This window comes from Aquitalea aquatica (genome assembly GCF_013911085.1).
In the GTDB taxonomy this organism is placed as follows: Bacteria; Pseudomonadota; Gammaproteobacteria; order Burkholderiales; family Chromobacteriaceae; genus Aquitalea; species Aquitalea aquatica.
This window is the reverse complement of sequence record NZ_JACERN010000030.1, coordinates 119,721-141,951: the sequence shown is the minus strand read 5'-3', so window position 1 is coordinate 141,951 and position 22,231 is coordinate 119,721. Positions and strand designations below refer to the sequence as shown.

Below are 22,231 nucleotides of genomic sequence, written 5' to 3'. Positions count from 1 at the left end.
CCACACAGTTAGCAGTCAGTCAAAAAGCCGGAACCATGTGTTCCGGCTTTTTTATTGCATTCCTGCGGCGTCCAGTTTCAGTGCTCGACACGTGGTAGGAAGATTTCTGCCAGCATGCAGCGGCAGCTGCCGCCGCCCACCGCTTCGATGGTGGGGATGGGGTTGACCACCGGCTGGCCGTGACGCTCCAGCACCCGCTGCTGCTGTGGCGTGAAGCCCTGCCAGGCGCGTTGCGACATGGCCAGCAGCGGCGTGCCATCCTGAGCCGCCAGTTGCAGGATATTGCCGCAGAAATGCTGTTCCACCTGCTGATGGCTGATGTGGATCACCTCATGCGTGGATTCCAGCGCGGCCAGCACGCGTTGGCGTTGTTCCGGTTGATACAGGCTGTCGGCGCAGATCACCGCAATATCCTGCCCCACCGACATCATCACATTGCTGTGATAGATGGGGACGCCGTGGCTGTCTGCAGTGTCGAACAACTGGACATCTTCCAGCCCGCGCAGCCTGGCGTAGCGATACAGCGCCAGCGGATGGCAACGCTGCGAGCGGGCAGCATACACGCGGCGGCGGGCGTGGTCGAAAATCATCACCCCGGTGCCTTCCAGGATCAGTTCTTCTTCCCACGGGTGGCCCACCCAGCTGATCTGGTTGATCTGGTAGCCATGGCCCAGCAGCAGCCGTGCCAGTTCTTCCACCCGCCGCTCCTGGCGCCGGTTGGGGGTATGCATGGGGTAGACATGCAGGCTGCCATCAGCGCTGGTGCTGAACCAGTTATTGGGAAATACCGCATCCGGAGTGGCAATGCCGTCGGGGCTTTTTTCCAGCACCATCACCTGCAGGCCGTGTTGCTGCAGGCGCTGTACCATGGCATCGAATTCCGCCATGGCCTGTGCGGTGACGGATGCCGGCGGCAGGTTCAGCCGATGCTGGAACACATTGTCGGCACCGGTTTGTTCGTTGAAGGCAAAGTCGACCGGGCGCACCATGACCACGGCACGCGCCAGTTGTGCTTGTGGCGGGCGGGTCAGCGACAGCGGCGCGATCCAGGGTAGATTCTGATTTCCCATGTAATGGTTTCGGAGGCAAAGTGTGGATGGTGCTGGTATAGTAGCCAGACCCACATCAAACAAAAAGTTGGATTTGTTTGACATCTCCATAATGATTTGGAATGGATTTTCATCTAGCCGCCCTCAAGGCCTTTGTCAGTGCCGCGCGCGAGTCTTCATTTTCGCGCGCCGCCGATTGCCTGCACCTCACCCAGCCCGGCCTGTCCAAGCGCATTCGCAGCCTGGAGGATGCCCTGCGGGTGGAGCTGTTCGACCGCATCGGTCGGCGCACAGTGCTGACCGAGGCCGGCCGCGCCTTTCTGCCTTATGCGCTGCGCATCCTGGCTGAAGCCGAGCAGGCCGGCCAGCTGCTGCGCAGCCTGCAACCGGCGCAGATCGGCAAGCTGCATCTGGCTACTACCCAGCATATCGGCCTGTACTATCTCAAGCCCTTGTTGGCGGAGTTTGTGCGCCAATATCCCGGCATCGATTTGACGGTGGATTTCAAGACCTCGGCCGAAACCCACAAATTGCTGTGTCAGGGCGAGCTGGAGCTGGGCTTCATGTCCGAGCCGCCGCTGCATGAGCAGGCGCTGGAGTATGTCGAGGTGCTGAACGAGCGGCTGTGCTTTGCCGTGGCACAGCAGCATCCGCTGGCCTTGCTGGAGGCGCTGACGCTGCAGGATCTGGCGCGCTACCCGGCGCTATTGCCCGGCAGCAATACCCGTTGTCGCCGGCTGATCGAAAACCTGTTCCAGCAGCATGCCACCCCGCTGGATGTGCGCGAGCCATCCAATTATCTGGAGGCGCTGCGCATGCTGGTGGAAGCCGGGCTGGGCTGGAGCGCCCTGCCCGAAGTCATGATCAGCAGCGGCCTGTGCCGGCTGCCTTTGCCGCAATACGAGCCGGCCCGCACCATCATGCTGGCCTATCACCGCAAAGTCAGCCTGTCCGGCCCGGCGCGGCTGTTTCTGGAATGGCTCAAAGAGCACCCGCCTGGCTTACACTCTGTCGCATGAGCACCCAGACCACCCCAGCCGACTTCACCCTGACTGCGCCGGAACTGCCGGCCGGCCTGCCCATTGCCCACGTCTTTGGCCAGCCGGTGCTGGAAGTGCCGCAGGATCTGTTCATTCCACCTGATGCGTTGCAGGTGATTCTGGAAAGCTTCGAAGGCCCGCTGGATTTGCTGCTCTACCTGATCCGCAAGCAGAACCTGGACGTGCTCAATATCCCGATGGCCGACATCACCCGCCAGTACATGAGCTATGTCGATGCCATGCAGGGTGAGCGGCTGGAGCTGGCGGCCGAATACCTGCTGATGGCGGCCTTGCTGATTGAAATCAAGTCGCGGCTGCTGTTGCCGCGCCCGCAGCTGGATGAAGAGGGCGAGCCGGACGACCCGCGTGCCGAGCTGGTACGCCGTCTGCTGGATTACGAACAGATGAAACTGGCCGCGCTGGCGCTGGACAAGTTGCCACAGGCTGATCGCGACTTTGCCTGGCTGGCGGTGCTGATCGAGCAGGGCGCCGAAGCGCGCCTGCCCGATGTGGCGGCGGTTGATCTGCGCCAGGCCTGGCTGGCGATTTTGTCGCGGGCCAAGCACAAGCGCAGCCACAAGGTGGAAAAGGACGAACTGTCGGTACGCGAGCAGATGAGCTGGATCCTGCGCTATCTCAACGATCGCGAATACGTACCGTTCGAGGAACTGTTCGAAGTCGACAAGGGCGTGGCGCACCTGGTGGTCAACTTCATTGCCGTGCTGGAACTGGTGAAGGAGGGGCTGATCAAGGTCAGCCAGGAGCTGGCCTTCCAGCCGATTTACGTGCGTATCGCCATCAGCTGATGGCCGCAACTGTTGCGCGCATGACAGTAGCGCGTCAATTGACCGTGTCGCTGAGCGGGAAATCAGGTAAAATCCGCGCCTTCCCCGCGCAATGTATATTTTTTCGCCCCCAGTCCTGTGCGCAGGCCGGGCGAGACCTGGTCCGATGTCCACCATCACCGACTTAAACTATCTCAAGATCGTGCTGGAAACGGCATTGTTGACCGCGACGGAACCCTTGTCGGTATCCCAGCTCAAAAAGCTGTTTACCGAAGACATCAAGGCCAGCCTGCTGAACGACATTCTGGACGACATCCAGGCTGACTGGCGTGGCCGTGGTGTGGAACTGGTGAAACTGGCCAGCGGCTGGCGCTTTCGGGCCCGGGCCGAGTTCACCCCCTATCTGTCACGGCTGAATCCGGAAAAACCGCCGCGTTATTCACGCGCCGTGATGGAAACCCTGGCGATTATCGCCTACAAACAACCTGTTACCCGTGGTGATATCGAATCCATTCGTGGCGTTTCGGTGTCCACCAGCGTGATGCAAACCCTGCTGGAGCGGGGATGGATTGAAGTAATCGGGCACAAGGACGTGCCCGGCCGGCCGGGGCTGTATGCCACCACCCGCAAGTTTCTGGATGATCTTGGCTTTGTTTCGCTAAGGGACCTGCCACCACTGGCAGACTTGGGAACACTGGTCATACCCGATGCCCAGCCACAAGAGATCGGCAGCGATGACGCCGAAGACACTCTCCCCCTCGACGATGAGGCGGACAATCTGGAGCCACAGGCAGAATAGGCTGGACGCCGTTTTGCTGTGCGCTCGTACTGAAAGAGCATGATTTATGTCTAAAGGACAAAACAACGCCCGCCAGCCGGTGGCGCGTGTAAAGGGCCGCGAATCTTCTCCGCGCCGTCAGCCCGATGCGCCGCGCGGCAACGCCCCGCAGCAACAGGGCCGTGGCAAGCCGGGAGGCTTTGGCAAGGCGCGCAATCCGCAAGACGCGCAAGGCCAGGGTCAGGGTGGCAAGCCGCAGGGCCGTCGTCCTGCTGCACCGCGTGATGCTTATGGCAACCTGATGCAATCACAACCCCATGCCGCACCGCATGAAAGTGCACCGCTGTTCAAGATGAGCCGTTCCGAACTGGCCCAGTTGGAACTGCAACGCCAGGCCCGTGGCCAGGTGGTGCGTGGTGAAAACGGCGAGCCCAATGGCAACGTAGCCGAGCCGAAGAAGCCGGCTGCCGGCCGTCGCAAGGAAACGGTCAACCGCCGTGGCGAAGTGCAGAGCAATCCCACCGGCAGCGGCAAGCGTAGCCAGTCGGAAAACAACCGCCAGCAGCAAGCTGCCCGTCGCCAGGAAAAGGCCGAGCGTCTGCAAGGCCAGGGTGGTGAGGCATTGCAGCACGAGCGCCGCTTTGGCAACAAGAATGCCGCCATGCCGGTAGCCGATGGTGAACAAAGCCCGCGCGAACAGCGTCGTGCACCGGCCGCGGGCAAACCGCGCGCAGAAGGCAAGTCGCTGGTAATCAAGGCAAAAAAGTTGCGTCTGCGCAGCCCGAGTCAGGACGTGAAAGAAAAGTCCAAGCGGCTGCGCGAGGTGCGCCTCGACAAAGAACAGATTGAGCCGGTTCGCCTGCAAAAGGCGCTGTCGGCTTCTGGCGTCGGTTCCCGTCGTGAGATGGAAGAATGGATCGAAGCCGGCTTGGTGCTGGTAAACGGCAAGAAAGCCAGCCTGGGCGACCGCGTGGGTCCGGAAGACCGCGTCACCGCCAAAGGCGACGTGATCAAGCTCAAGTGGGCCGACCGCCTGCCGCGCATCATCATGTACCACAAGCAGGAAGGCGAAATCGTTTCCCGCGACGACCCGGAAGGCCGTGTCAGCGTGTTCGAGCGTCTGCCGCAAGCCAAGAGCAGCCGCTGGGTGGCCGTGGGCCGCCTGGACGTGAATACCTCCGGTCTGCTGCTGATCACCACCAGTGGTGAACTGGCCAACCGCATGATGCACCCCAGCTTCGAAGTGGAGCGTGAATACGCGGTGCGCGTGCTGGGCGAGCTGACCCCGGAAGTCGCCAAGGAAATGACTGCCGGCGTGGAACTGGAAGATGGCCCGGCCGCTTTCCAGCGCGTATTCCAGCGCGGTGGTGCCGAAGACGGTGCCAACCAGTGGTACAACGTGGTGATCAAGGAAGGCCGTAACCGCGAAGTGCGTCGCATGTTCGAACACTTCGGCCTCACCGTCAGCCGCCTGATCCGCGTGCGTTTCGGTAATCTGGGCCTGCCGCCGCGCCTGAAGCGTGGCCAGTTCTACGAACTGAACGAAGCCGAAGTGGCTGCGGTGATGAAGTGGTCCGACCTGACCATGACCGGCCGCAAGAAAACCCGCGGAAGCAAGGCAGAGTGAGCCGTGGCAGCTGGCCGTTGCTGACGGCATTGGCTGCGCGCTGCTGCAAATGGGTGACCGCCTGGCGGTCGCCCGTTTTGCTTTCGGCGGGCTCGCAGGACGCGGCAGTGCCGCCGGCCGCCACTACGGGTGGTGGCGCCCTGCTGGGTTTACGCCGTGGGCCGCGCGCCTCGGTAGTCATCATTCAAGATGGCCGCCTGTTGATGATGCAGCGTATCAAGCAGGGTAAGGAGTACTTCGTCCTGCCCGGCGGCACCATCAAGGCCGGCGAAACCCCGGCCATGACTTGCGTGCGTGAAACCCGCGAAGAAACCGGCCTGAGCATCTGGCTGGCCGAGCAGCTGTGCACGCTGGAGCACAAGGGGCGTATCGAGCATGTATTTCTGGCTAGCAAGTTTCGCGGCACGCTGCAGCTGGGTGGCCCGGAACTGGCACGCATGACGCCGGACAACCAATACCATCTGGTGTGGCTGGATTATGCGCAACTGCAGCAGGTCAAGCTGCGGCCGAAGAATCTGCTGGTGTATTGCCAGGAGTGGCTGTGGCCGGTCGATGAGTGATGGCTTGCCGCTGCTGCCATTATCGACGTAAGGTAGCGGATTGCGGCGCAAGGCAGGAAAGCAGGTATGAGCAAGGCATTTACCAAAGAGAATGACGAGGCCGAAGACGATCTGCCAGTCGAGCAGCGGCTGCCGGCCTCCAGCAAGAACTACATCACCCCCGGTGGCTGGCGTCGGCTGAAGGATGAGCTGTACCAGCTGGTCAACAAGGAAAGGCCGGAGGTGGTGCAGGTGGTCAACTGGGCAGCCAGCAATGGCGACCGCTCGGAAAACGGTGACTATCTGTACGGTAAGCGCCGGCTGCGTGAAATTGACCGCCGCATCCGCTTTCTGACCAAACGGCTGGAGCTGGCCGAAGTGGTCGATCCGGAAGCGCGTGAAGCCACTGACCAGGTATTTTTCTCCGCCACCGTGCTGATCGAGCGCGGCGATGGCAGTGAGCAGCTGCTGAGCATTGTCGGCGTTGACGAGATTGACCTGCCACGTGGTCATATCAGCTGGATTTCGCCGATTGCCCGCACCCTGATCAAGGCGCGCGAGGGGGATAGCGTGCTGTTTCGCGGCCCGGATGGCGACGAGGACATCGAAATCCTCGAAGTACGCTACGAGAAGATCAGCTAGGCCGAAATCTCCTGCAGCCAAACAAAAGCCCGTGTCGGAAGACGCGGGCTTTTTTACATGCTGTCGGCACAGGGACAGGATTAGTGCTTGGCATCCTCGGCGTCTGCGCGGCCCGCCAGTTGACCATTCACAGCCATCCAGTCGCGGGTGGCAGTGTCGCCGATGCGGCTGAAGGCCTGGCTGAGCAAGCGGGCTTGCTCCTTGTGCAGGGCTTCTTCCAGCTTGCGGCCTTCGCTGGTCAGCGTCAGCTGCTTGACCCGCTTGTCGTGGCTGGCTGCCACGCTGGCAATCAGCCCCATCTCCACCAGTTGGCGCAGCGGCATGTTGATGGCCTGTTTGGTCACGTCCAGCGCGCTCAGCAGATCCTTGACCGACAGGCCGGGATAGCGGGCCACGAAGAACAGGATGCGGTGATGCACCCGGGCCAGGCCACGCCGGGCCAGGATCTCGTCTGGCTTGGCGGTAAAGGCTTTGTAGGCATGGAAGAACACTTCCATGGCTGCGCGCAAATCGATCGCGTTATCGCTGTCAGGCATGTTGACGACATCCCCTGTCAGGGGTAAATTAGGTCAAAAAAATTGACGTTTATTGTTTATTGGGCTGGCGCAGTAGCAGACCATAAAGCGGTAGCAGAAGAAACCATCCTTACTGCTGCAGGAGCTGGGCTTCCGTAGGCTTACCACCCTCGGCCACGGCAATATGGCAGACATGCTGGTGCGACAGTCATGGAGATTACCATGTTTTCAGAACGTATCGAACGACTGATGGGTTCGCTGATCCGCGAAATTCTTGCCGCTGCTCAGCGCCCGGAAGTCATTTCCTTTGCCGGAGGTCTGCCGGCAGCCAGCTGTCTGCCGCAACTGGACTTCAGTGGCCTGCCGCCAGATTTGGCGCAATATGGCACGACCGAGGGTGAACCGCAGTTGCGCGAACTGATTGCCGCACAGGCCAGGGCTCTGGGGCTGGAGTGCAGTGCCCAGCAAGTGCTGGTGCTGTCTGGCTCGCAGCAAGCCATTGATTTGGCATCCAAGCTGTTCATCGATCCGGGTACGCCACTGGTGACGGAAGGGCCGACCTACCTGGCGGCCTTGCAGTCCTTCAACCTGTTCGGTGCTGACATTACCGCCGTTGCGCAGGAAGATGGCCAGTTGCCACCGGCCAAGCTGGAGCAGGCCCTGCGCACCGCCAAGCCGCGGCTGACCTACCTGATTCCCAGCTTCCAGAATCCGTCCGGTGCCTGCTACAGCGAGGAAAACCGCCGTGCGCTGGCGGAGGTGATCGATGCCCACGGCTTGCCGGTGTTCGAGGATGATCCTTACCGCGCCTTGTCTTACGATGGCGAAGCACCGGCACCGCTGGTGAGTCACTTGAAGAAGACGCCGTGGATTTATGCCGGTTCCTTCTCCAAGACCCTGGCTCCGGGGCTGCGCATCGGCTATCTGATCGCTTCGCCCGAGCTGTATCCGCATCTGGTCAAACTGAAGCAATCCACTGATTTGCACAGCAACCGTCCGGGACAGTGGTTTATTGCGCAGCAGCTGGCCGATCCGGCGTTTCCAGCCCACCTGCAGTCGCTGCGCGATACCTATCGCATTGGCCGCGATGCCATGCAGATGGCGCTGGAAAAGCATTTTGCTGATCTGGCCGACTGGCAGGTTCCCAAGGGTGGCTTGTTCTTCTGGCTGACGCTGAAGCGGCCGCAGGATACCCGCGAGTTGCTGAAAGTGGCGCTGGCGGAGTGCAATGTTGCTTTCATGCCGGGTGAGCCTTTCTACCCCAATCCGCAGGATGGCATTGGTCACTTGCGCCTCAACTTCAGCCATGCGGCTGTTGAGCGCATCGACGAAGGCATTGCCCGGCTGGCCGAATTGGTGCGCGCAGCCCACCGTTGAGTTTTGCCGCAAAGAAAAAGCCGCTCACGGGAGCGGCTTTTTTTGTACCGGTAGCTGCAGGTCAACTACCCAGAGGACCTTCGTTTTCCAGCATGTCCACGCCGGCCAGGCCGGAACGGAACACCGCCTGCTGCAGGGTTTCCACAGCTTTTTTGCGGAAAAACTGCTTGCGGGTCACCAGCAATACCCGGCGTTGTGGTGCCGGTTCCTGGAAGGGCAGGATAGACAGCAGGCTGTCATCACCAGGGCCGATGGAGGTGGATGGCATCACGGTGACGCCCATACCACTGGCCACCATGTGACGAATGGTATTAAGCGAGCTGCCCTGCAAGGTGGTGGCGAGGCCGGACTGATGGTTCTGCTTGCTGGCCAGTTCGCTGCAGGCTTGCAGCACCTGGTCGCGGAAGCAATTGCCCTGGTTCAGCAGCAGGACGCTCTCGTCAGTCAGCTGGCTGGCTCCGATGCAGGTCAGCTTTTCCCATGGATGGCCCTTGGGCGTGGCAACCACGAAGGGTTCATCATAAAGTGGCCAAGTCATGGTGCCGGCTTCTTCGAAGGGGTCAGCCACGATGATCGCATCCACCTCACCGCGCTTGAGCATTTCTGCCAGGCGGGCGGTGTAGTTCTCTTCCAGAATCAGCGGCATGTCCGGTGCCAGAATGCGCAGGGCCGGAATCAGCTTGGGCAGCAGATAGGGGCTGATGGTGAAGATTACCCCCAGCTTGAGCGGACCAACCAGCTCGTTCTGGTGCTCACCAGCCAGCCGCTTGACGGTTTCGGCTTCTTCCAGCACCCGTTGCGACTGCTCGATGATGCGCTCGCCAATTTCCGTTACTGCCACTTCCTGGCCGCCGCGTTCGAACAGGGTGATGCCCAGTTCGTCTTCCAGCTTCTTGATGGCGATGGACAGGGTGGGCTGGCTGACAAAGCAGCTTTGTGCGGCGCGGCCAAAGTGGCGCTCGCGCGCCACTGCCACGATGTAGCGGAGTTCGGTCAGCGTCATGGTTTAGCGCTGATGCTCCGGCAGCACGATATTGACCTCCAGCACCTCAAAGTCATCCTGGCGTTCTACCTGCACCTTGATGTCATCCAGATTGACCGCCACGTATTTGGAGATCACCTCCATCAGTTCACGTTGCAGTGCAGGCAGGTAGTCAGGGGCGCTGCGACCATTGCGCTCGTGCGCCAGAATGATCTGCAGACGTTCTCTGGCGATGGCGGCCGTTTTCTGGCGCTTGCCGAACAGAATGTCGATTAGGGACATGGTTTAACCTCCGAACAGGCGCTTGAGCAGGCCCACCTTGGGCGCGTCCAGGAAGCGCATGGGGCGATCTTCGCCCAGGAAACGTGAAATCACGTCGGAATAGGCCTCGGCTACATCGCTGCCCTTCAGGTGAATGGCCGGTGTACCGGAGTTGGAGGCTTGCAATACGGTCTGTGATTCCGGGATCACGCCAATCAGCGGCACGCGCAGGATTTCCTTGACGTCGTCCACCGACAGCATTTCACCCTTGTCGACACGGGCTGGCGAGTAGCGGGTAATCAGCAGGTGTTCCTTGACCGGATCACCACCTTGCTCGGCGCGGCGTGATTTGGAAGCCAGAATGCCCAGGATGCGGTCGGAGTCACGTACCGAAGACACTTCCGGGTTGGTGACGATCAGTGCTTCATCGGCAAAGTACAGTGCCAGCAGGGCACCCTTTTCGATACCGGCCGGGGAGTCGCAGACGATGAACTCGAAGCCACTGTCGGCCAGTTCCTTCAGTACCTTCTCCACGCCCTCTTGCGACAGGGCATCCTTGTCGCGGGTTTGCGAGGCCGGGATGATATAGAGGTTGTCGCAGTTCTTGTCCTTGATCAGGGCCTGGTTCAGCGATGCTTCGCCATTCACCACATTGATCAGGTCGTACACGACGCGGCGTTCGCAACCCATGATCAGGTCCAGGTTGCGCAGGCCGACGTCAAAGTCGATGACCACAGTCTTGTGTCCACGCAGAGCCAGGCCGGATGCAAAGCTGGCACTGGTAGTGGTTTTGCCGACACCACCTTTGCCGGAAGTCACGACGATGATTTTTGCCACGGTAAATCCCTTTGGATAATTGAATTATTCGCCAAGCGCGGTCATGACCAGGCGCTCGTTTTCAAGATAGATCTGGGTAGGCTTGCCCTTGATGCTGTCGGGCAGTGCCTGTTCGATAGTGCGATAGACCCCGGCAATGGAGACCAGTTCGGCCTCCATGCTGCGCACGAAAATGCGGGCTGCCGTGTTGCCGCGTGCGCCGGCCAGTGCACGGCCACGCAGCGGGGCATAAATATGGATGTTGCCGTCGGCAATTACTTCGGCACCGGCACTGACCATGGCCAGTACCACCAGGTCGCCACCACGGGCGTAAATCTGTTGTCCGGCGCGAACCGGGCGGTCGATGATCATGGCAGCTACCGGAGCAGGGGCCGCTGCCACCTCGACCGGCTTGGCTACCGGTTCGCTCAGGTTTTGGCGCGGCGGGGTATTGCCGCGTACATAAGCCAGGCCATAGCGGCTGGCGACCTCGGCCATATTGCTATCTGGATGGCGCAGGGCGACAGCACGGATGCCGTGGCGGCTGAGCATGGGCAACAAACGGCCATAATCAGCATCGGCGGCTGCTGCCAGTGCTTCCACATCCAGCAGGAAGGCTTCTGCCGGGGCATCACCGGCCGGGCCGAAACGGGCTTCCAGCGCAGTAGTCAGTTCTTCCAGATTATCCGTGCGGAGAATCAGGGCCAGCAGATCAAGACTGGCAGATTTGATGTCAAAGGCGGTGACCGCAGAGCTCATGAGTAGGCTTTATATAAATAGATTTCTTCTATGGAGCGAGTGTACTGGCTTGCCGCCCCCCTTTCAATGCCGGTGAACTAATCGGCGGGCGCGGTATTCTGTTGATATTGCGCTGCAAAAAAATCAGCCAGCCGTGAGCAAGCGGTAATTGTCGCAATACTGTCATTCATTTGGAATGTTGATGTTGTAAAAACACATACAAAATAGCTGTTTACGGAATTGTGCAGCGCAACATTTTCTTGACCTGTGCAAACGATTTGGTTAAATTACATTTGCTGCTGTGCAGCATTGGCGGCGAAACGGTTGTTGTGACTGTTAAAGCTGAGTTGTATTTCGACATTTCCAGGAGTAGCCATGTTTACCAACACCCAAGAATTTTCTGCTCTCGGCCAGGCGCAGTTCGACAAAGCCATTCGCCTGTCCTCCATCGTTCTGGCAGGTGCCGAGCGCTTTGCCAACCTGCAGCTGGAACTGACCCGCAAGCTGCTGGACAACAACGCCAAGCACTTCAAGGCGCTGACCGAAGTGAAAGACCCCAAGGCATTTGCCGAGCTGCAAACCAGCCTGGCGCAGCCTAGCCTGGACCAGGCTTTCAGCGTGGCACGCGAAGTTTACGACGTAGCTGTAGCTACCCAGGGTGAGCTGAGCTCCTTCGTGGAAGAGCAACTGGCTGAACAGAACAAGCTGCTGCTGAGCAATCTGGACCGTCTGTCCAAGAATGCCCCGGCTGGTTCCGATGTTGCGGTTTCCGCACTGAAAACCTTCGTTAACAGCTCCAACGCTGCTTTCGAAAGTGTGTCCAAGACTGCTAAAAAAGTAAGTGCTGAAATTGCTGAAGCCAGCGTAGAAGCTGCCAGCACCCAGGCCAAGGCTACTGCTGCTGCAGTAAGCCGCAAAAAGCCGGCGACCCCTGCCGCTGCCTGATTTGTTGCTGCAATGCAAAAAACCCGCCACTCGGCGGGTTTTTTATTGCCTGTCATTCTGTTGGCTAAGTGTTGTGCAGCGTGGAGAACACCTGCTGCAGCATGCTGTGCAAGGTTTCGCGTTGTTGCATGGCCAGCACAATGAGGATGGCCAGGTTGGCGGCAAAGTGGCTTTGTGCCGCAACGGGCAGGGCGAAGTTGCTGCGTGCCTCGCTGGCACTATATGCAGCAGCATCGATCCCCTGGCGCTGCAGATAGCTGGCAGAGAGCAAATACAGCTTGTCGGCCAGTTCACTTTGCTGCTGCATGAGCTGTTCCCAGTTGATGCAGGAAGGCTGGCCAGTGGCCGGCAGTGCTTGTAAGGCCAGTTGCCAGGTATGGCGCATGGCGTTGATGACATGCAGCGTATAGCGGGCACTGCCCAGCGGCCCGCAATGCAGCCAGCCGCCGGCTAGCGGAGCCGCGCAATCCAACCAGCTACGGGCTTCGCTGGTGGCGGGTAATTCGCCGCCACAAAGCAGCATGAAACCAAACTGCTCACCTTGTGGCAGCCATTGGCCACACACCTCCAGCAAGGCAATGTCGTGTTGCCGGCAATGCTCGGCACGTTCCAGCAAGCGGCCGCTATCATCTGTTGCCAGATCCAGCCAGCAGCGCTCTCCGGCAAAGCCTTGCCAGTCTGCTGGCAGCCACGCGGGCAGGCGTGCGCCCGCCGCGCGCAGCAGGGTGCGTGCTTGCAGGCGCTGGCTGAGCCAGTGCAGATGAGGAGCGCTGCCCTGAGGCTGAAACATCGCTTGGCCTTATATGATCAGTTGCTGTTGCTGGATGGCGAGTGCCAGGTTGTCAATAAACCAGGCGAGTGCTTTGCCGGGAGATTCTTCTTTCCATGCGTAAAACATCTTGGTGCAACTGCGCTTTTCCTTGAGTGATTTTTCCACAAGTTGGCCGTTTTGCAGATAGGGAGCGGCGAGCATGCGCGGCAGGTAGCCAATACCCAGCCCTGCGATCATCAGTGCCAGCTTTGCATCCAGTGTATGGACGGTCAGTACGTCCTGCCCGTTAAGTATGCCTGCAGTTCGTGTCGGTAAGCGGCGCGAGGTGTCGCCCAAGGAAATAATCCGGTGCTGGCGCAGAGTATGCGCCGCCAGTGGCTCGGGTGCAGCGGCTAGTGGGTGTTGTGGGCTGACCAGAAACACGAAATCAACAGAGCCGATTTCCCGGTGGAAATAGTCGCCTGCAGGAGGGTGGCCGGGCGCCCCCAGTACCAGGTCGGCGCGTGCGTCATATAGCGCATCCCAGATGCCACCGAATACCTCGCGGGTAAAGCGCAACTGCGTGCCACTACCCAGCTGGTCGAAGCGGGCGATGAGCGGAATGAGTTGCTCAAAGGGGACGAGATCACCGATGGTGATGACCAGCTCGCTTTCCCAGCCGGCAGCCTGTTGCAGCAGGCGGTGTTCTACCGTGCGTGCGGCATCCAGCAGATTGCGGCCATCGCGCAGCAGGACTTGTCCGGCGGCGGTCAGGCGGGCGCGGTGTCCGCTACGGTCGAATAGTTGGACATCCAGGTCTTGTTCCAGCTTCTGGATCACGTAGCTGACGGCTGATGTTACCCGGTGCAGTTCGTCCGCAGCGGCGGCAAAGCTACCGTTGCGATCGATGGCATCCAGTACCAGTAGGGCATCCAGAGATATTTTCATGTTCGAATTTTTTGAATTAGCTGTTCAGATCATTTCGCTATCAACAGGAATCACTCGCGTTTATTATCTGTTTCACCAACCCGATGCAAGTGATAAGGCAGTTTTTCAAGCACTAATTGTACAGATCTATCAAGTATTGACATCAAAAAAATTGAAGCATATTTGATAGTTCGCTGCGTAAAGCTTGCATTCAGCTAACCGAATGGAGTGAATCATGTTGAAGAATTTGATGCTGGCCCTTGTTGTTTCTAATGCCCTGGTCGCCACTGCTATGGCCGAGAGTGATGTGCGCAGCCGTCCGGATAAGGATGCTGTACAGAAATACGAGCAGCAGTTCAGCCAGAGCGATGCACAGCGCAAGGCTGCTGATGATCATGCCGGTAAGGCCATTGCAGCCAATGCGGCCAACTATCGCAACCATTAAGCAGACTGCCGGCAGTTTTCCTGTCGGGTCTCTCTGAATGCAAAAACGCCAGTGCATGCACTGGCGTTTTGTCTTGCCTGCAGGGACAAATTGCCCGCAGGACGGGCGAGGTAGACAGGTTTACTTGCCGAAGCGAGCAATGCCTTCCACCAGTTCGGTCTTGGCATCTTCCAGGGTGCCCCAACCGTTGATCTTGACCCATTTGCCCTTTTCCAGATCCTTGTAGTGCTCGAAGAAGTGCACCATCTGCGCGCGCAGCAGTTCCGGCAGGTCTTCCAGTTTCTGGATGGATTTATACATCGGGCACAGTTTTTCAACCGGAACGGCAACCAATTTGGCATCCACGCCACCGTCGTCTTCCATCTTGATCAGGCCCAGGGCACGACAGCGGATCACCACGCCCGGGGGCAGCGGGAAGGGGGTAACCACCAGCACGTCAACCGGGTCGCCATCGCCAGCCAGGGTTTGCGGCACGAAGCCGTAGTTGGCCGGGTACATCATGGAGGTGCCCATGAAACGGTCAACCACCAGGGTGTTCCACTCTTTGTCGAATTCGTATTTGATCGGCGCAGCGTTGGCGGAGATTTCGATCACGACGTTGAAGTCGCCCGGCATGTCTTTGCCCGGGCCGATGAGTTCCAGGTTCATCAGGCAGAATCCTTTGGTAATGGTGGTTGTTTACATGGAAATTCTTGCAGGATTATATCAGCAGCTGCCGTCTTGTGCGGTGCACAGGTATAATCTTTGACGGATTTGTGCACCAATCAGGAACACTATGTTTGACACGCTGATTACCGAATTTGACAAGGGTCTGCGCACCCTGTTTGCGCCGGCGCAAAGCCAGCGGCCGCGGCCGGATGCCGGGCTGGAAGAGGCTGAACTCGGCACGGCGGAAAAGCGCCATGCCATGGGCCTGATGCGGGTGAATCATTGTGGTGAGGTGTGTGCCCAGGCGCTGTATCAGGGGCAGGCACTGACCGCTCGCAATCAGCAGGCGCGTGAAGCGCTGCAGCATGCTGCCTTTGAGGAGGTGGAGCATCTGGCCTGGACCGAGCAGCGCATTCGCGAACTGGGTGGTCAGCCCAGTCTGCTGGGGCCGCTGTGGTATACGGGCTCGCTGGCGATCGGTGTGACGGCAGGCTTGCTGGGCGACAAGTGGAACCTGGGTTTTCTGGAGGAGACCGAGCATCAGGTTGGCGCTCACCTGGATAGTCACCTGACGGCGCTGCCCGAGGCGGATGCCAAAAGTCGTGCCATTGTCACCCAGATGCGGGACGACGAGTTGCGCCATGCCGATATGGCGCATGAGTTTGGTGCAGCCAGCCTGCCGGCACCGGTTAAGGGATTGATGAAACTGACTGCCAAGCTGATGACGGCTACCAGCTATCGCGTATAGTTGGCAGGGAAGGTCCGGTTCACGTCAAGACGCCACCTGAATGGTGGCGTTTTTATTGGAGGAGAGACAATGGCAGAAACCAGGGCAGAGCGCTTTTTGCAGCAAGCTGCGGCAGTCGGTTTTGATGCGAACGATGAAATACGCGTTGGCGGGAATTATCAGGCGGTTATACGGGATGGCAATTACTTGTATGTCAGCGGGCAGGTGCCGCGCATCGGCAGTGAGGTGGTGGTGAAAGGCGCGGTAGGCGGAGAGGTGGATCTGGCCACTGCGCAGCGGGCAGCTCGCATTGCCGTGTTGCGTTGCTTGGCATTGCTGCGACGGGAGTTGGGCAGCCTGGATCAGATTGCCCGCATGTTGACCATGACGGTTTATGTGCGTTCGGCGGCCGGTTTCACACAGCAGAGCGAGGTGGCTGATGCTGCATCGGAACTGTTGCTGCAGGTGATGGGTGATGTTGGGCGTCATGCACGTACATCAGTAGGGGTGGCTGAACTACCCAAGGGAGCTGCAGTAGAGATTGCCTTGCAGGCTCGTGCGGAGAGCTTATGTTGCGCGGGCAATGAAAAAGCCCAGTCTTGCGACTGGGCTTGATCTTGAATCCTGGCGTCCCCACGGGGAATCGAACCCCGGCTACCGCCGTGAAAGGGCGGTGTTCTAACCGCTAAACTATAGGGACTTTGGTGCACCCGGAGCGATTCGAACGCCCGACCCTTTGGTTCGTAGCCAAATACTCTATCCAACTGAGCTACGGGTGCAAAGCTGGCGTCCCCACGGGGAATCGAACCCCGGCTACCGCCGTGAAAGGGCGGTGTTCTAACCGCTAAACTATAGGGACGCTGTAGTGGTGCACCCGGAGCGATTCGAACGCCCGACCCTTTGGTTCGTAGCCAAATACTCTATCCAACTGAGCTACGGGTGCACTGTCTCGAAAACGTTTTGTCTTTCGAGAGGGCGAACTATACAGATTCACTTTTTTTGTGTCAACACTGCGACAAATATTTTTTTGCTTTGCCAGTCGAAACGCGGGGCAGGGCTGTTGCGCCAGCCGCAGTGCGCCTTGGCGGGCGGGTTCGGCAAATGTTGGCTGGCCGTGTAAGATGGCGCTGCGGATCAGCCTTGGTGCTGAATCCATCCCCTGCCGGTTGTGCCGGCCCATTTTTTGCCCGACGAGACTGCATGCTGTTTGATATCCCCTGGGCCATTGTCGACCTGGAAACCACTGGCGGCCATATCGGTCGCGACCGCATCACTGAAATCGGTCTGATCATGCTGGATGGCGATCAGCTACGGCGCTATCAGACCCTGGTCAATCCCTTGCAGCCGATTCCGCCCTTCATCGAAAACATGACCGGCATCAGCAATGAGATGGTGCAGGCGCAGCCGCCCTTTGCCGCCATCGCGGCCGAGCTGCTGCCCATGCTGCAAGGTCGTTTGTTGCTGGCACACAATGTGCGGTTTGATTACGGTTTCCTGCGTAACGAGTTCCGTCGTGTCGGTCTGCGTCTGCAATCGGCCACGCTGTGTACGGTAAAGCTGTCACGCCGCTTGTACCCGCAGCATTTCAAACACAATCTGGACAGCATCATCCAGCGCCATGGCCTGCAATTGCCAGACCGGCACCGGGCGATGGCCGATGCCGAAGCCTTGTTACTGTTTTTGCAATCGGCCATGGCGGAACTGGGCGAAGAGGCGGTACAGCTGGCGATCGGTCAGGTGCTGGCACAGCCAGATCTGCCGCCGGGGGTGGATGCCGCGTTGGTGGATGATCTGCCTGATCTGCCCGGCGTCTATACCATTTGGGGTGAAAAGGGCGCTGCGCTATATGTGGGGCGCGCCAGCAATGTACGTGGCAAGGTGGTGTCGCAACTGGCGCAGGATGGCAAATACGGCAAGGACCCGTCGATACAGCGGCCGATCCGTCGTATCGAGTGTCAGGAAACCGTGGGCGATCTGGGGGCGCATCTGCTGGAGCAGCGTCTGCTGCGTGAACTGCAGCCCTTCTACAATCACCGCAGCCGGTTGGCGAACGATTTGTGCTCGATTCAGCTGGACCATGGTCAGGGCGAGTTCATGCGGCCGGCCATCGTCTATGCCGATCAGCTGGACTTCAGCCGCACGGCTGATCTTTATGGGCTGTTTCGCAGCCCGAAAGAGGCACGCAAGGTATTGGCGGAAATCGCCAATGGCAACGGCTTGTGTCAGTCGGTACTGGGGGTGGAGGCACTGACCAGCCGCAAGGGCGTGGGCTGTGCGGGAATCAGCAGCGGGCGTTGCCGTGGAGCTTGCATTGGCAAGGAAGGGGCTCCGCAGCACAATATGCGGCTGATGCAGGCGCTGGCGCGTATCAAGGTCAAACCCTGGCCGTTTCCGGCTCCGGTGGCCGTGGTGGAAACCGACGAGGTCACCGGCGTGGCGGTCGAGCATGTTTTCGACCGCTGGTGCTATCTGGGTTCGCGTGCCACAGGCGAACAGGCGCTGGCTGGCACACCGAGCTTTGACATCGATACCTACAAATTGCTGGATGCCTACCTGAAAAAGCCGGCAGAGGGTAGCAGTCTCAGGTTGCTGGGCTAGCGCTTATTCGTGCATCGCCTGGAAGCTGCGCAGGCGGCTTTCGATGATGCGCGGATTTTCGCCATTGGCGATGGCAACCAGGCCTTCCACCACCATTTCCTTCAGGGCGATTTCGGCGGCGACCAGGTGCTTGAGCTTATTGGCCACCGGCAGGAAAAACAGGTTGGCGGAGCCGACACCATACACGGTGGCGACAAAGGCCACGGCGATGCCAGCCCCCAGCTTGGATGGGTCCGACAGGTTTTCCATGACGTGGATCAGCCCCAGCACCGCGCCGAGAATACCCATGGTGGGGGCATAGCCGCCAGCCGACTCCCATACCCGTGCCGCCTGCTTGCGCGCATGTTCGAACATGCCGATTTCCACTTCCATCACCCCGCGCAGTACATCAGGTTCGGCACCATCCACCACCATTTGCAGGGCTTTCCGGGTGAAGGGATCTTTCTGCTGGCCCACATAGCCTTCAAGCGATAACAGGCCGCCGCGGCGGGCGGTTTGGCTCCAGTTCACCACTTCGCGGATCAGTTTTTCGTGGTCCTGCGGCGGCGGCTGGAAAATCCACTTGATCATGCGCATGCCAGCGACAAACTGCTTGGGCGTGCTTTGCAGCATGACGGCACTCATGGTGCCGCCAATCACGATCATGAAAGCGGTCAGTTGCAATAGGGAGCCAATATTGCCTCCCTCGATAGCCTGGCCCGCGATGATGGCCGTCAGACCCATGACGATGGCGATGATGCTGATCTTATCCACGCTGAATTCCGTTATCTTTATCTGAGCAAGCGGATGGTTTCTTTGGCGGTTTCCGATGTGCCGCTATCGGATGTTCCGGTACGGCGCTCGCTTGGCCTAGCCTGTTCCGTAGGACGGAGCAGGCGGGTTTGTGCGAGCAGCGATGCACCAGACCGGCAACACGCGCTAGATCCATTCCTTCATTTTGGCCCGAATACGGGCAATAGCCTGGGTATGCAACTGGCAGACGCGGGATTCCGATACTTCCAGTACCGCGCCGATTTCTTTCAGGTTCAGTTCCTGCTCGTAGTACAGCGCCATCACCAGTTGATCACGCTCGGGCAGAGTCTTGATGGCATCCACCAGGGCCTGGCGGAAGTCGCCGTCGGCCAGCACCTGCAGCGGGTTGGGGGCATTGCTGTCTTCGATATTGGCGATGGCGTCATTCAGGCTTTCGCCTTCGCCATCGGAAAAATCTTCAAAATGCACCAGGCTCAGCCCTTTGCAATCGCCCAGCATGCCCTGGTAATCGTCCAGCTCCACCCCCAGCGCGGCTGCGATTTCCGATTCCAGCGGTGCGCGACCCAGCTTTTGTTCCAGCTTGTTGATGTTGTCTTCGATCTGCCGTGCCTGGCGGCGCGCCTGGCGCGGCAGCCAGTCCTCGCGGCGCAGCTCGTCCAGCATGGCGCCACGGATGCGCTGGCTGGCAAAAGTCTCAAACTGCACGCCCTGGCCGGGGTCGAACTGGCGGGCGGCATCAATCAGGCCGATGATGCCGACCTGGACCAGGTCGTCCATTTCCACCGAGGCTGGCAGACGGGCCATCAGCATGCCGGCCAGCTTTTTCACTAGCGGCAGGTGGTTCTGTACATCGATTTCCGGGGCGGTGACCGCACCCGCATAGCCTTTGCGGCGTAGGGACGGCAGTGTCATCGGCGTTTTGCTCCATCGGCCTCGGCCCAGTCGCGCGAGGTGGCTATCAGCATGTCCATGAAGCCGGTGTCGTGGCGTTCGGTTTCCGGGCTGTCCCACTGTGGCAGTACCGCTGCCAGCTGGGCGAAGGCAGTAGCGGCTTCGCTATCGGGAAAGGCTTCCATCAGTGGGCGGCGCAGGGCCTGGCTGCGACGCACTGCATTGTCGGCCGGTACAAAGCCGACCCAGCGCAGTGAGACGCTGAGAAATTCGCTGGTGACGGCAGCCAGCCGGTTGAACAGCTCGCGTGCTTCTTCCAGATGACGGGCGCGGTTGATCAGCACATTGAAACGCTGGCGGCCAAAACCGGCGGACAGGCGTTTGATATTGGCGTAGGCGCTGGTCATGGAGTCGGCGGCGGGGCTGAGCACCAGGATCAGGTTGTCCGCCACACTGGCGGGCACCGGGTCGGTGGCGGTGGCCGGGACATCGATCATCAGTACCGTGCTGTCACGTTCCAGTGCGGCAAATTCGCTGCCCAGCCTTAACCATAGCTGGGCCGAGAACAGGGCGCGTTCTTCCGGGCGGGCATACAGGTTGATCAGCTGGATGCCCTGACGCGAGGTGGTCATCATTTCATCCAGCCCGCCGACGCTGACCATCTGGCTTTCCAGGGTGGCCGTGGTGGGGGTACCCAGGCGGCGTGCCTGAACCTGACCCAGGCTGCAGTCGACGACCAGTGGCCGATGGCCGGCATAGGCCAGGCCCAGCGACAACTCGGTGACCAGGGTGCTGGCACCGGCCTTGTCCGAACCGATGAAGGCAAAGCTGGGCGCACGGCTGGCCTGGGCGGAAAGACGGCGCAGACTGGCGGCCTGGTCTTGCATATTGCTGCTCATAACCAGCTGGCCTGAGCGGAGTTCATGATGGTCAGTTCATCACCTTGCAGGCTGAAGGGAGAGCCCGGTTGTGGCGCGCGCAGCGCACGGTCGACCAGGAAGGCCGCATTGGCCGAGTGCAGATCTTCCGGCACGCGCTGGCCATTGGTGATGTAAAACAGCTTGAGCCGGTTACGGATGATGACATCCATGCTGGGTCCCATGCTGACGGCTTCGTCGATCTTGGACAGGATGCAGCCGGCCAGGCCATTGCCACGGTAGTGGCGCACCACGTCTTCCAGGGTATGGCCGTCGGCATTGGCGGCCAGCAATAGCAGGCGTTCCACCTGGCGGCCGGCACCACGGAACATCTCGATCTGGCCGGTGACGCGGGCATCGCGCTGGCTCATGCCGACGGTATCGATGAATACCAGATGGCGATTGGACAGGTCGGCCAGCGTCAGCTGCAAGTCACCCTCGTTCTGGATGGAAAACACCGGAATGCCGAGAATCTTGCCGTAGATGCGCAACTGGTCCTGTGCGCCAATCCGGTAGCTGTCGGTGGTAATCAGCGCCACATGCTGGGCACCAAAGCGCATGGTGGCATGGGCGGCCAGCTTGGCCACCGTGGTGGTCTTGCCCACGCCAGTGGGGCCGACCAAGGCATACACGCCGCCCTTGTCCATGATGTCGTGGTTGGCGTCGGCGCATTTCAGATTGTGCATCAGTGCCGAACGCGCCCATTTGATGGCAATGTCACCCTCGTACTGGGCCGGCATTTTTTCGATCAGCTGGCGAATCAGGTTGGCGGAAAAGCCCATGCCGAGCAGATGCTTGAACAGCTCAATGCGATTGGGGGTTTTGCCCTCCATGTCCGACCAGGCAAAGCTGGCCAGCTGGCTTTGCAGCAGACTGCGTAGCAGCTTGATCTCATCGCCAATCTGCTTGAGTTCCTGCGCCATCACCTCTGGCTCTTCATCCTCCACCGCGGCTTTGGCCGGTCGTGGTGCATTGCCATTGACTGCCGGGCCTGCTGCTACCGTCTGCATCTTCACCAGGGATTCCGGCACCATGCTGGCCGGAGCCGGCCGTGCCTGGGGTGGCGTTTGCGGGCTGACGTTGAAATTGACGGTGGATGTTTCGGCCAGTGAGGGTTCGATACGCTGCTGCGGGCGCGGGGCAGGGCTGTCGATGCGGGGTGGAGCCGGGCTTTCCAGCGGCTCCACCGGCATGGCATAGGTGCGGGCAATCGCGCGGTTGGTCGCGGCGCTGGGCGCTGTTGGCGCAGGCGGTACCGGACGGCTGACCGCTGGCGCGTTACGGGCGGGGTGCTTGCTGCCAGGCGTGGACAGATTGGTAGCCAGGTTGGCGACATCTGCATCCGCCACAGCCATGATCTCTACGCCGCCCCCCATTGTCGGGCGATTGGACAAGATGAGGGCGTCGGCACCCAGCTCCTCGCGGACCTGTCTGAGTGCATCACGTGTGGTTTTTCCGAAGAATTTTTTTACCACCATTG

Annotated in this window: 25 protein-coding genes and 4 tRNA genes; 12 read left to right on the top strand and 17 right to left on the bottom strand. The window is 59.8% G+C overall.

The window, feature by feature from the left end; genetic code table 11:
* Positions 1 to 77 precede the first annotated feature (77 nt).
* Positions 78 to 1,070: an arginine deiminase-related protein gene (locus tag H2Z84_RS10950; RefSeq protein ID WP_181836010.1), complete on the bottom strand. Its 993-nt coding sequence runs from the start codon at positions 1,068 to 1,070 to the stop codon at positions 78 to 80.
* Positions 1,071 to 1,171: 101 nt separating this feature from the next.
* Here H2Z84_RS10950 and H2Z84_RS10945 point away from each other — a divergent pair, with 101 nt between their 5' ends.
* The 6 genes from H2Z84_RS10945 (at position 1,172) to greB (ending at position 6,460) form a co-directional block, all read left to right on the top strand.
* Complete coding sequence (locus H2Z84_RS10945) at positions 1,172 to 2,068, top strand: LysR family transcriptional regulator (RefSeq protein ID WP_103524943.1); 897 nt, start codon at positions 1,172 to 1,174, stop codon at positions 2,066 to 2,068.
* On the top strand, positions 2,065 to 2,895 hold the full coding sequence (locus H2Z84_RS10940; protein WP_181836009.1) for a segregation and condensation protein A: 831 nt from the start codon (positions 2,065 to 2,067) through the stop codon (positions 2,893 to 2,895). Before H2Z84_RS10945 ends, H2Z84_RS10940 begins: the two co-directional genes overlap by 4 nt.
* Before the next feature lie 145 nt (positions 2,896 to 3,040).
* Positions 3,041 to 3,673: an SMC-Scp complex subunit ScpB gene (scpB, locus tag H2Z84_RS10935; protein WP_181836008.1), complete on the top strand. Its 633-nt coding sequence runs from the start codon at positions 3,041 to 3,043 to the stop codon at positions 3,671 to 3,673.
* A 640-nt stretch (positions 3,674 to 4,313) separates the two neighbouring features.
* Complete coding sequence (gene rluB / locus H2Z84_RS21300; protein ID WP_258869380.1) at positions 4,314 to 5,279, top strand: 23S rRNA pseudouridine(2605) synthase RluB; 966 nt, start codon at positions 4,314 to 4,316, stop codon at positions 5,277 to 5,279.
* A gap of 107 nt (positions 5,280 to 5,386) precedes the next feature.
* Positions 5,387 to 5,839: an NUDIX domain-containing protein gene (locus tag H2Z84_RS10925; RefSeq protein WP_181836006.1), complete on the top strand. Its 453-nt coding sequence runs from the start codon at positions 5,387 to 5,389 to the stop codon at positions 5,837 to 5,839.
* 66 nt (positions 5,840 to 5,905) lie between these two features.
* A complete protein-coding gene (gene greB / locus H2Z84_RS10920; RefSeq protein ID WP_103524948.1) occupies positions 5,906 to 6,460 on the top strand; it encodes a transcription elongation factor GreB in 555 nt (184 codons plus the stop codon).
* A gap of 80 nt (positions 6,461 to 6,540) precedes the next feature.
* Here the strand turns inward: greB and H2Z84_RS10915 are convergent, their stop codons facing one another.
* On the bottom strand, positions 6,541 to 6,996 hold the full coding sequence (locus tag H2Z84_RS10915; protein WP_181836005.1) for a MarR family winged helix-turn-helix transcriptional regulator: 456 nt from the start codon (positions 6,994 to 6,996) through the stop codon (positions 6,541 to 6,543).
* A 201-nt stretch (positions 6,997 to 7,197) separates the two neighbouring features.
* Here H2Z84_RS10915 and H2Z84_RS10910 point away from each other — a divergent pair, with 201 nt between their 5' ends.
* Complete coding sequence (locus H2Z84_RS10910) at positions 7,198 to 8,352, top strand: aminotransferase-like domain-containing protein (RefSeq protein ID WP_181836004.1); 1,155 nt, start codon at positions 7,198 to 7,200, stop codon at positions 8,350 to 8,352.
* A gap of 61 nt (positions 8,353 to 8,413) precedes the next feature.
* Here the strand turns inward: H2Z84_RS10910 and H2Z84_RS10905 are convergent, their stop codons facing one another.
* Genes H2Z84_RS10905 through minC form a run of 4 tightly spaced genes read right to left on the bottom strand, consistent with a single transcriptional unit; the run spans position 8,414 to position 11,170 of the window.
* Positions 8,414 to 9,355, bottom strand: coding sequence for a LysR substrate-binding domain-containing protein (locus H2Z84_RS10905; RefSeq protein ID WP_181836003.1), 942 nt, complete (start codon positions 9,353 to 9,355; stop codon positions 8,414 to 8,416).
* 3 nt (positions 9,356 to 9,358) lie between these two features.
* Entirely contained in the window at positions 9,359 to 9,616 is a 258-nt protein-coding gene (minE, locus tag H2Z84_RS10900) for a cell division topological specificity factor MinE (RefSeq protein ID WP_059286884.1), read from the bottom strand.
* A gap of 3 nt (positions 9,617 to 9,619) precedes the next feature.
* The gene (gene minD / locus H2Z84_RS10895) at positions 9,620 to 10,432 is read right to left on the bottom strand and encodes a septum site-determining protein MinD (protein WP_103524951.1); all 813 of its coding nucleotides are present in this window, start codon (positions 10,430 to 10,432) and stop codon (positions 9,620 to 9,622) included.
* 24 nt (positions 10,433 to 10,456) lie between these two features.
* Entirely contained in the window at positions 10,457 to 11,170 is a 714-nt protein-coding gene (gene minC, locus H2Z84_RS10890; RefSeq protein WP_181836002.1) for a septum site-determining protein MinC, read from the bottom strand.
* A gap of 354 nt (positions 11,171 to 11,524) precedes the next feature.
* Here minC and H2Z84_RS10885 point away from each other — a divergent pair, with 354 nt between their 5' ends.
* On the top strand, positions 11,525 to 12,094 hold the full coding sequence (locus H2Z84_RS10885; protein ID WP_181836001.1) for a phasin family protein: 570 nt from the start codon (positions 11,525 to 11,527) through the stop codon (positions 12,092 to 12,094).
* A gap of 64 nt (positions 12,095 to 12,158) precedes the next feature.
* Here H2Z84_RS10885 and H2Z84_RS10880 read toward each other — a convergent pair whose 3' ends face one another.
* Together H2Z84_RS10880 and H2Z84_RS10875 are read right to left on the bottom strand one after the other, a co-directional pair.
* Positions 12,159 to 12,884 (bottom strand): hypothetical protein, encoded by a 726-nt coding sequence (locus tag H2Z84_RS10880; RefSeq protein WP_181836000.1) that lies wholly within the window; start codon positions 12,882 to 12,884, stop codon positions 12,159 to 12,161.
* A 9-nt stretch (positions 12,885 to 12,893) separates the two neighbouring features.
* Entirely contained in the window at positions 12,894 to 13,793 is a 900-nt protein-coding gene (locus H2Z84_RS10875; protein WP_181835999.1) for a LysR family transcriptional regulator, read from the bottom strand.
* 214 nt (positions 13,794 to 14,007) lie between these two features.
* Between H2Z84_RS10875 and H2Z84_RS10870 the strand changes: the two genes are divergently transcribed.
* Positions 14,008 to 14,217 carry a hypothetical protein gene (locus tag H2Z84_RS10870; protein ID WP_181835998.1) on the top strand — a complete coding sequence of 70 codons (210 nt, stop codon included), beginning with the start codon at positions 14,008 to 14,010 and terminating at the stop codon, positions 14,215 to 14,217.
* A gap of 120 nt (positions 14,218 to 14,337) precedes the next feature.
* Here the strand turns inward: H2Z84_RS10870 and ppa are convergent, their stop codons facing one another.
* Complete coding sequence (gene ppa, locus H2Z84_RS10865; protein WP_103524956.1) at positions 14,338 to 14,865, bottom strand: inorganic diphosphatase; 528 nt, start codon at positions 14,863 to 14,865, stop codon at positions 14,338 to 14,340.
* A gap of 127 nt (positions 14,866 to 14,992) precedes the next feature.
* On the opposite strand from ppa, the gene coq7 reads away from it, so the two are divergent.
* Both coq7 and H2Z84_RS10855 read left to right on the top strand, forming a co-directional pair.
* Complete coding sequence (coq7, locus tag H2Z84_RS10860) at positions 14,993 to 15,613, top strand: 2-polyprenyl-3-methyl-6-methoxy-1,4-benzoquinone monooxygenase (protein ID WP_181835997.1); 621 nt, start codon at positions 14,993 to 14,995, stop codon at positions 15,611 to 15,613.
* Positions 15,614 to 15,682: 69 nt separating this feature from the next.
* Positions 15,683 to 16,207: a RidA family protein gene (locus H2Z84_RS10855; protein ID WP_181835996.1), complete on the top strand. Its 525-nt coding sequence runs from the start codon at positions 15,683 to 15,685 to the stop codon at positions 16,205 to 16,207.
* A gap of 10 nt (positions 16,208 to 16,217) precedes the next feature.
* Here the strand turns inward: H2Z84_RS10855 and H2Z84_RS10850 are convergent.
* The 4 genes from H2Z84_RS10850 to H2Z84_RS10835 all read right to left on the bottom strand — a co-directional run bounded on the left by H2Z84_RS10850 (position 16,218) and on the right by H2Z84_RS10835 (position 16,535).
* Positions 16,218 to 16,292 (bottom strand) — tRNA-Glu (locus H2Z84_RS10850).
* Positions 16,293 to 16,294: 2 nt separating this feature from the next.
* Positions 16,295 to 16,371: transfer RNA gene (locus H2Z84_RS10845), tRNA-Arg, on the bottom strand.
* A gap of 5 nt (positions 16,372 to 16,376) precedes the next feature.
* Positions 16,377 to 16,451, bottom strand: a tRNA-Glu gene (locus tag H2Z84_RS10840).
* Between the two features lie 7 nt (positions 16,452 to 16,458).
* A tRNA-Arg gene (locus H2Z84_RS10835) sits at positions 16,459 to 16,535 on the bottom strand.
* 257 nt (positions 16,536 to 16,792) lie between these two features.
* On the opposite strand from H2Z84_RS10835, the gene H2Z84_RS10830 reads away from it, so the two are divergent.
* Complete coding sequence (locus H2Z84_RS10830; protein ID WP_181835995.1) at positions 16,793 to 18,190, top strand: 3'-5' exonuclease family protein; 1,398 nt, start codon at positions 16,793 to 16,795, stop codon at positions 18,188 to 18,190.
* 3 nt (positions 18,191 to 18,193) lie between these two features.
* Here the strand turns inward: H2Z84_RS10830 and H2Z84_RS10825 are convergent, their stop codons facing one another.
* The 4 genes from H2Z84_RS10825 to flhF all read right to left on the bottom strand — a co-directional run bounded on the left by H2Z84_RS10825 (position 18,194) and on the right by flhF (position 22,229).
* On the bottom strand, positions 18,194 to 18,943 hold the full coding sequence (locus H2Z84_RS10825; RefSeq protein ID WP_103524260.1) for a flagellar motor protein: 750 nt from the start codon (positions 18,941 to 18,943) through the stop codon (positions 18,194 to 18,196).
* Positions 18,944 to 19,108: 165 nt separating this feature from the next.
* Positions 19,109 to 19,855 (bottom strand): RNA polymerase sigma factor FliA, encoded by a 747-nt coding sequence (locus H2Z84_RS10820; protein WP_103524261.1) that lies wholly within the window; start codon positions 19,853 to 19,855, stop codon positions 19,109 to 19,111.
* Positions 19,852 to 20,733, bottom strand: coding sequence for a MinD/ParA family ATP-binding protein (locus H2Z84_RS10815; RefSeq protein ID WP_226034201.1), 882 nt, complete (start codon positions 20,731 to 20,733; stop codon positions 19,852 to 19,854). Before H2Z84_RS10815 ends, H2Z84_RS10820 begins: the two co-directional genes overlap by 4 nt.
* Complete coding sequence (flhF, locus tag H2Z84_RS10810) at positions 20,730 to 22,229, bottom strand: flagellar biosynthesis GTPase FlhF (protein ID WP_181835994.1); 1,500 nt, start codon at positions 22,227 to 22,229, stop codon at positions 20,730 to 20,732. The genes H2Z84_RS10815 and flhF overlap by 4 nt, the downstream gene beginning before the upstream one ends.
* Positions 22,230 to 22,231: the final 2 nt, after the last annotated feature.